This is a genomic window from Maribacter sp. 4U21 (assembly GCF_002742365.1).
Classification (GTDB): domain Bacteria; phylum Bacteroidota; class Bacteroidia; order Flavobacteriales; family Flavobacteriaceae; genus Maribacter.
In genome coordinates this window covers 1-8,683 of the sequence record NZ_MDGN01000027.1, presented here as the reverse complement: position 1 = coordinate 8,683, position 8,683 = coordinate 1, and the positions used below count along the sequence as shown (strand labels likewise).

Below are 8,683 nucleotides of genomic sequence, written 5' to 3'. Positions count from 1 at the left end.
TTACCCCGGAAGGTAAGGTCAGGCGCATGTACGCCATGCGCATCGAGGACTTCTCGGCAAGGTCGCTGCAATATATCTTCATCGACCATATCAGCAGGGAGGCCAAGGTGACCACGGACAAATGGAAGGGGTACAGGCCCATCGCAAAGGTCTACGATATAAACCAGATAGAAAGTGCGAAGGGGGCCAACTTCAAGGCGCTGCATACCATGATACACCAGATAAAGTCCTGGATTAGAACGACCTATTCATGGGTGAGCGACTTTCATATCAACAGGTATTTCAACGAGTTCTGCTTCAGCATAAACCGCTCCCAAAGCAAGGCGACCGTATTCAACAACCTGATAACTAAAATGGTCGGAAAAGAAAAAGTATACCGGTCCAAACTAATATGCAGTTAACTACTGACCTCTATACGTTTAAAAACGAAGACCTACACATTAACTTCTTTTTTCATAATTCCTATAAGAAATAATATATTACAAATTAAGTATTTACCTACTAAAGACAAGCGAAAGAACAATAAAATCACCGCACAACGAAAATAATGAGCATTACACCGTAAAGAACTTTTTAAACTATCCTAAAAAATTTTAACAACCATTCAAAACGTTACTTACAGGATACTTTTACATTCTAAAATGTGAAATGTTGATATATAATTTTTTATCGTTAAACCTGCTTGCATTATATTTTGTAAAGTTTAAAATACTAAGTTATACTTATTTATTGACTAACATTTATACGATTTAGGCTATCAAGGCTTAATGAGGTTCTAAACTATTATTTTAAAAATTTAACAAATTTATCTTGCTTATGAAATGACATTACACTCCACCAATTTAATTCAGTATCAAAACGGACTTTATTTCAAAATTTGAGTCTAGTTCTTTGTGCTTTACATAGTTCAAAATCTTGCATATTTGGTATAACCGCTTAAATTCAATAAAGAGGTATACCCTAATTTAAATTTCACGTAAAATGAAAAACCTCACAACAAGTAAATTAAGAAAAGGACTGTACCTTCTATTATTACTATTGTTACAATTAATGGCAATTGGCACCTACGCTAGCCCTTCCAATGAAGGTGGTAATGTGAGCTATTTTGTCTTTTATGACGATAACAAACCAGACATTAAAAAAACAAAATTTAACGAACTACATGGACCTCGTTTACCTAATGGTGCGTTTTTTACAACAGGGAAAATTGATTTAAGTACCAATTCCCAGAATGCTTTAAATTTCTTGGACAACAGTTTTGATATGTTGTCCAAAAAGAAAAAAGATAACAAAGGTGATGAAGGGTGCTGTGATGAAATTGACGGTAAACCGGCACAATTAACTTTTACCTTTTTAGGTGGAGGTTGTTCTGTAGATAACAATAGCCAAGATGATAAATCTGAATGTAATGGAGGCATTGGCACTCCTGAAAGAGCCCAGATAAGGGTCATTGATAAGAAGGATAATGAATTGTTCAATGGTAATATTGCTTTAGGTGATACCTTTACCTTTGGGGATGCCAATGATAAGTTGGAATCGGTAATTTATATTTATATCAATGGTAATCAGGAAGTGAATGAAGTCCATGCTTCTTGTTCTGCTCCGTTGATTCCCGGAGAGCGTTTCGGTAGCCTTCGTTTGGAAGGTCTGCTCAGTGATGATGGTGAGGTTTGTAATGAAAGTGATGTGCCACCGATTTTCGCAGAAGACTGCTGTGATGAAATCGACGGTAAACCGTCACAACTGACATTCACTTTTCTTGGCGGCGGTTGTGCTGCTGATGGTAATACCCAAGATGATAAATCTGAGTGTAATGGAGGGGTCGGTACCCCTGTAGATGCCCAAATTAGGGTTATAGATAAAAAGGATAATGAGTTGTTCAATGGAAATGTTGCCTTGAACGACACTTTTACCTTTGGCAACCCTAGTGATAAACTGGAATCTGTAATTTTTATATACATTAATGGTAATCAAGAAGTCAATGAAGTCCATGCTTCTTGTTCTGCTCCATTGATTCCCGGAGAGCGTTTCGGTAGCCTTCGTTTGGAAGGTCTGCTCAGTGATGATGGTGAGGTTTGCAATGAAACAGCTAATCTACCATGTGAGGCCACAATTGTCAATAATGGTTGTGAGCCAGCCGTTCTTTGGAGATTGATTTCAAAAAACAAGTGGCAAGAACCAGCCCAATCAACAATTCAACCCGGCCAGACGTATTCCTTTGATGTTTCAGATGGTCATGTGTGGCAAGTATGGAACGTTAAGGATGATAAACAATTTGGAAATGACTTTGTTGTCAATTGTGATGGTTCAAACAACTTTAGTTTCACTACACCTGGCTGTGGTGGTGGTGAAGATTGTTGTGACGAAGTCGATGGCAAACCTGCAGAACTTACTTTTCAATTTTTAGGTGGCGGTTGTGCCTCAGATGATAATACTCAAAGCGATAAGTCGGATTGCAATGGAGGAGTTGGATTTCCTACAAATGCAAATATTCAGGTTATAGACAAAAAAAATAACATATTATTTAACGGAACCGTAAAACTTGGCGACGCTTTCTCATTTGGAGACCCAGGGGACAAATTGGAATCTGTATTATACCTGAAAGTAAATGGCAACCAAGAAGTGGTTGAAGTTCATGCTTCATGTTCGGCACCTTTGGTAACCGGTGAACGTTTCGGAAGTTTTAAGTTAGTGTCACTGACAACAGATGATGGTGAAGTATGTGGAGAAATTCCACCGAACTGTAATTTAACTGTTAATGCAGGACCTGATATTGAATTTTGTGAGAACGAAACCATTAGCTTAACAGCTAATGTAAATGGGCAAAATGATTGTTCAACCACAGGGGAATCATTAGATCCATGTGAAGAAAAAAAGGAAAATGGAAAACCTCGAATACTTACTTTTGATTTTTTAGGAGGCGGCTGTGCAGCTGATAGTGGAAGTCAAGGTGACAAGGGTGACTGTAATGGTGGCGTAGGAACACCCCCCAACGCAAACATTAGAGTAGTAGATAAAAAAGGTAAAGTATTATTTAATGGTAATGTTGAACTGGGCGGCTCCTTTACATTTGGTAACGCCAATGATAAATTAGAGTCTGTAACATTTATTGAAATCAATGGCAAACAAGAAGTAATCGAATTTCATACTTCTTGCTCTGCACCAATAACCCTTGGTGCACGTTTTGGGAGCCTTAGATTAAAAAGCATGTTCACCGACGAGAATAAAACTTTCACTTATAATCCCGGAAATTCTCAAGTTGATTATGTTTGGACCACTGAAGACGGTAATATTATCGGAGACGCTAACCAAGCTACCATTACGGTTGACCAGTCAGGAACTTACATAGTTGTTGCCAAAGATTGTAAAGATTGTGAGGCAGAAGACGAGGTTGTGGTTAACCTATTAGACAAAGTCGTTATTGGTGATTTTGTATGGGTTGATGAAAACGAGAATGGTCTTCAAGATGATGGTGCTACTGGCGTTAATGGTGTTAATGCAACCTTATTCCAGGCTGACGGAACAGAAATTACATCAACTACAACTGCAAATAATCCAGATTCTGGTGATGCTGGTTATTATGAGTTTGAAGTATGTCCAGATTCTGGAGAATACTATATCGTATTTGACAACATTCCTAATGGATTTGAAATCACAGAACAAAACGCTGGTAGTGACGATAGTAATGGGCGAACTTATTGAAGGAGCCATTGAAGCTAGTTTGACTGTGTCACCTGAAGAAACAACAGTTTACAATGTGCTGGTAACAGACACAACACAGTTCGAATGTTTCGCAGAAATAGAGACTACTATTACTGTTAATCCGCTTACTCCGGACGAGACCATTGAGGAGACCGTTTGTGAGGGCGATACCTTTACCTATGAGGGCGAGGAGTACGCTGCAGGAACATACGAGTTCTCACAGACGGACGATAGCGGATGTCCTTACCTGATCACCCTTGTGGTGGACGAGTACCCGGCCACACCGGATAAGATTATTGATGCATATGTATGTGAGGGAGGGACCATTACCTATCAGGGTGTCGAGTATGGCCCGGGGTCCTATGATTTTCCTCAGGTGGACGATAACGGATGCCCATACTTGATAACTCTTGCCGTTGGTGAGTATCCCAAGACCGAGGACGAGACCATCGAGAAGACCGTTTGCGAGGGTGCTACCTTTACCTATGAGGGCGAGGAGTACGCTGCAGGAACATACGAGTTCCCACAGACGGACGATAACGGATGTCCTTACCTGATCACCCTTGTGGTGGACGAGTACCCGGCCACTCCGGACGAGACCATCGAGGAGACCGTTTGTGAGGGCGATACCTTTACTTATGGGGGTGAGCAGTACGCTGCTGGAACCTACGAGTTCCCACAGACAGACGATAACGGATGTCCTTACTTGATCACCCTTGTGGTGGACGAGTACCCGGCTACTCCGGACGAGACCATCGAGGAGACCGTTTGTGAGGGCGATACCTTTACTTATGAGGGCGAGGAGTACGCTGCTGGAACCTACGAGTTCCTACAGACAGACGATAACGGATGTCCTTACTTGATCACCCTTGTGGTGGACGAGTACCCGGCTACTCCGGACGAGACCATCGAGGAGACCGTTTGTGAGGGCGATACCTTTACCTATGAGGGCGAGGAGTACGCTGCTGGAACCTACGAGTTCCCACAGACAGACGATAACGGCTGTCCTTACTTAATCACGCTTATCGTGAAGGAGTTTGATGCCACTGTGGTTGATGCTGGTGATGACGTTACAATTTGTATTGGTGATGAAATCATGCTAACAGCGAGTGGAAATGGAACTTTTGAATGGTCTACAGGTGAAACTGGAGCTTCTATAATGGTATCTCCATCTGTTGACACTACCTATACGGTTACAGCTACGTCTGAGGAAGGTTGTGAAGCGGAAGATACAGTAACCGTATTTGTGAATGAAAAAGTTACTATTGGAGATTATGTATTTGATGATAGAAACGACAATGGTATTCAAGATGATGGCGATACTGGTGTAAACGGAGTAACCGTAACACTTTACAACTGCTCTAATGGAGAGAATAGCAATGGTGCTCTAGTAGAAACCACAGTAACTACAGATAATCCTAATACAGGAGAAGCCGGATACTATGGATTTGAAGTTTGTCCAAATAGCGGTCCTTATTATTTAGTTTTCGATAATATTCCTAATGGGTTCGAATTTGCAATGACCAATATTGGTGATGACACTTTAGATTCAGATGCTAATACCAATGGAGTAACTGATTGTTTTGAAGTAGGAGATACCGATGAAACAACGAAAGATGCCGGAATATATCGAAAAATCAATATTTACCTTGGTAACAAAATTAGACCAAGAGACCCTAATGGTTTTTATGAAGACCGAAGCTCTGATTCAGCTTGTATAGGAGACGATTTATGGTTATGGATTTATCGGGATAGCGATTTGAATGACTATGAAAATATAGGTGCTGGTCTTGAAGGTTTTGTTTTCACATGGAATTATCCAAATGGTGAAACATATGTAACCAAGGACATTAACTGTAGAGATTGTATTGGTGGAGATTGGGCTGGTAAAGAAATTTTAAATAATCTAGGACTAAACCAGGATGACTTTGGGCTTTACACTATAAGTTGGGTAAGTCCAGAGGGTGAGAGTGGAGTTTTAGAATTCACTTTGAACTATCCAGATGAAGGTTGTATAGAAGATGGTACAAGACCAAGTTCTGAAAGTTTGATAACTTCTGTATTCCCAGTCCCAGCAACTTCAGGTAGTACTTTAACAATTGTGATTAACACAGTAAATGGAAGTATTGAAAACAATATTGGATTGAACGCTGTTAATTTCAGTGCTGTATTTCCTGCAAATAAAGAGAATATTGGAATCTCATTATTTGATACCAATGGTAGAATGGTTAATCCTGTTCGTTCTTATGACATCACAAAAGGAAGAGATGTTGTTGAATATCCATTAGAGTATTTATCAAGTGGCAATTATATTCTGAAGGTTGATGGCAAAGATTGGTCAGATAGCAAACAAGTAATCATCAAATAAAAGGGTTGATTACTAGTATATAATTCAGAAGCCCCGTCATTAAATGGCGGGGCTTTTTTATTTAAAGTAATTAAGTTAAACACTTTTAAACTTTAGGGTCAATGTAAGCTTCCTTTAAAACCGAACTGTTTAAGAGTAGAGTAATAATCTTAACTTTAGACAGTATTATGAGAAAAAGTAAATTTTCACCCACACAGATTTCAAAGAAAGGAGTTTAACGCTGGTAAGAGTGTCGATCAAATCAGCCGTGAGCACGGTGTTAGTTCTGCTGCTTTTTACAAGTGGCGTTCTAAGTATGCTGGAATGAATTCTAAGGAATTAAAAAGGCTCAAGGAACTTGAAGAAGAAAACAGAAAACTTAAACAGATGTATGCTACTTTGGCATTAGATCATCAGATGGCTAAGGAGATCATCGAAAAAAAGCTCTAAAGCCCTGCCGTAAAAGAGCGATCACAAAAGAACTTATTCATTACGGTGTTAGTAGGGCGTGCCGTGTTCTCAATATGAGTAAGAGCGTTTACTATTATAAACCATTACCCAAGGACGATAGTGCAATAGCGCGAGCGCTTCATAGAAAAGCAAAGGAGCATTCAGAAGAAGGTTTTTGGAAATCTTACGACCGTTTACGAGAGGAAGGTAACCCTTGGAACCATAAACGTGTACACCGCGTTTATGTATCCTTGGGTCTTCCATTACGCAGGAAAGTAAAGAAACGCTTACCATCTAGGGTTAAAGAGTCTTTAGAAGTGCCAAACGAACTGAATCATACTTGGAGTATGGATTTTGTAACCGATGTCTTTGAGAACAAGAGACGCTTTAGGGCCTTTAATATTATTATAATTACCCCCATCCTTAGGACAATAAATCCAGAATAAGTTTAATGATGATGTTGAAAGAGGGGGGTCCGGGGGGAGACTCATAACTCCCCGTTTTTGTTGAAAACCCTGTTATGCCCTTTCGTACCATCACGCCGCTTTTCTCTTGCTCTGTTCATAAATTGTTGAAGGCGTCTCGTCTTCCAGGCTCTGGTGCCTCCTCTCGTCGTTGTAATACCTGAAATACTCTTCAAGCCCCCTGTAACATTGTAGCCCATCATCGGCCGGGAACAGGTACACATGCTCGTACTTCACACTGCGCCAAAGGCGTTCGACGAATATGTTGTCCAAGGCCCTTCCACGTCCGTCCATGCTCAGGCGGATTTCCTTTTCCTTCGTCACGAAGTCCGTGAACTCCCTTGCCGTGAACTGGCTCCCCTGGTCGGTATTGAGGATCTCCGGTGCGCCGTGTTCCGCTATAGCGGTCTCCAAGGTCTTCCTGCACCACTCCGATGTCATGGTGTTGGAGAGCGACCAGCCCACCACGTAGCGGCTGTACAGGTCGATTATCGCACAGAGATAGAGATATCCTCCCTGTACCGGGATATAGGTGATGTCCATGGCCCAGACCTGTCCGCACCGCTCGATATCGAGGTTCTTGAGCAGGTACTTGTATATCCTGTGAAGTTCCCCCTTGCCCTTCTTCGAGGTGTTCGGCTTCGGTCCCGTGGCCGATATCCCCATCAGGCGGAAGAGCCTCTCGACACGCTTTTTGTTGATGGCGTACCCCTTGTCCTTTTGCAGCCACGTGGTGATCCGGGGAACGCCCAGCCAGGGGTGCAGCATGTTCTCCTCGTCGATAAGGCGCATCAGCTCCAGGTTCAGTTCGTACTCGCCCTTTGGTTCGTAATAGACTCCCCTGCGGTGGATACCCGGCAGCTCGCACTGCCGTACCACGCTCAGGCCGTTCGCCTTGTCAACATGCCGTTTTCTTTGTTTCGCATCCTCTCTCATGACAAGGCTTTCTTTAAAAAATCCAGTTCGACCTTCTGCTGCCCGATGGTCTTGAGCAGCCGTTCCTCCCTTTCCTCGGCCTCGGTCTTCGTGTCCTTGGGCTTCTTGGAGAAGACCTCCTCGCCGTTCTTCAGGAACTGCGATTTCCAGTTCGTGATCTGGGCGGGGTGGATGTCGTACTTCCTGCCCAGTTCCTGGATCGTAAAACGTTCGCTCAAGGCTTCCAATACCACCTTGAACTTGAACTTCGGTGTGTGCTTTCTTCTACTCATAACACAGTAAATTTAAGTTAAAAATTAAACTTAACTTACTGTCCTAAAAGCGGGGGGAATTATAGGGGTAATTATAATACCACCAACGCAGTAGAAGGGTTCCATCGTCAAATACGCAAAGTGACCAAGACCAAAGGTGCATTCACCAATGACATAGCCCTCCTAAAATTGGTATATCTTGCTACAAAGAACATTGAAAAGAAATGGACAAGCCCACTACATAATTGGAGTCTTACGGTTCAACAACTTTATATTGAATTTGGGGACAGGATACCATTGGCATTAAACGCCAATTCCTTTTGTAGCCTTACCCGTTTTGTAGCCTTACCCGTGTAAGCTTCCCCCAATCAGAACTGTTTAGTTTTCCAAAACTTCATTAAAATTATTGTTTTTAATTCTTTTGGGGCTAGCCCCAAAAGAATTAAGTTCTGCGTATTTTATTGGCGGCACTTTGCCAAGTGCGTCATGTGGTCTGTGATGATTATAATCGTCCATCCATATACGTGTTTGCT

The 8,683-nt window shown here is 41.8% G+C and carries 6 protein-coding genes and 2 pseudogenes; 5 read left to right on the top strand and 3 right to left on the bottom strand.

From position 1 onward, the window contains the following. The 4 genes and pseudogenes from BFP77_RS04915 to BFP77_RS04900 form a co-directional block, all read left to right on the top strand. A partial coding sequence (locus BFP77_RS04915) for an IS1595 family transposase (RefSeq protein WP_143751849.1) occupies positions 1-401 on the top strand: 401 nt, incomplete at its 5' end. 580 nt (positions 402-981) lie between these two features. After that, entirely contained in the window at positions 982-3,702 is a 2,721-nt protein-coding gene (locus BFP77_RS04910; protein ID WP_099572943.1) for a DUF7467 domain-containing protein, read from the top strand. Beyond that, complete coding sequence (locus tag BFP77_RS04905) at positions 3,641-6,070, top strand: SdrD B-like domain-containing protein (RefSeq protein ID WP_180272311.1); 2,430 nt, start codon at positions 3,641-3,643, stop codon at positions 6,068-6,070. Before BFP77_RS04910 ends, BFP77_RS04905 begins: the two co-directional genes overlap by 62 nt. A 167-nt stretch (positions 6,071-6,237) precedes the next feature. Next, positions 6,238-6,906 (top strand): annotated as a pseudogene (locus BFP77_RS04900) (transposase); the annotation flags it as partial. Positions 6,907-7,035: 129 nt separating this feature from the next. Here BFP77_RS04900 and BFP77_RS04895 read toward each other — a convergent pair. Beyond that, positions 7,036-7,899, bottom strand: coding sequence for an IS3 family transposase (locus tag BFP77_RS04895; protein WP_099572941.1), 864 nt, complete (start codon positions 7,897-7,899; stop codon positions 7,036-7,038). After that, positions 7,896-8,171, bottom strand: coding sequence for a transposase (locus BFP77_RS04890; protein ID WP_099572940.1), 276 nt, complete (start codon positions 8,169-8,171; stop codon positions 7,896-7,898). The genes BFP77_RS04895 and BFP77_RS04890 overlap by 4 nt, the downstream gene beginning before the upstream one ends. A gap of 75 nt (positions 8,172-8,246) precedes the next feature. Between BFP77_RS04890 and BFP77_RS04885 the strand changes: the two are divergent. Next, a pseudogene (locus tag BFP77_RS04885) lies at positions 8,247-8,507 on the top strand (transposase); the annotation flags it as partial. 21 nt (positions 8,508-8,528) lie between these two features. On the opposite strand, the gene BFP77_RS04880 reads toward BFP77_RS04885, so the two are convergent. Then, the coding region (locus BFP77_RS04880) for an integrase core domain-containing protein (RefSeq protein WP_143751846.1) at positions 8,529-8,683 on the bottom strand (155 nt) is incomplete at its 5' end.

Coding starts and splice junctions, on each gene's coding strand:
- BFP77_RS04910 (WP_099572943.1), top strand. CDS start 982: ATGAAAAACCTCACAACAAGTAAATTAAGAAAAGGACTGTACCTTCTA.
- BFP77_RS04905 (WP_180272311.1), top strand. CDS start 3,641: ATGGATTTGAAATCACAGAACAAAACGCTGGTAGTGACGATAGTAATG.
- BFP77_RS04895 (WP_099572941.1), bottom strand. CDS start 7,899: ATGAGAGAGGATGCGAAACAAAGAAAACGGCATGTTGACAAGGCGAAC.
- BFP77_RS04890 (WP_099572940.1), bottom strand. CDS start 8,171: ATGAGTAGAAGAAAGCACACACCGAAGTTCAAGTTCAAGGTGGTATTG.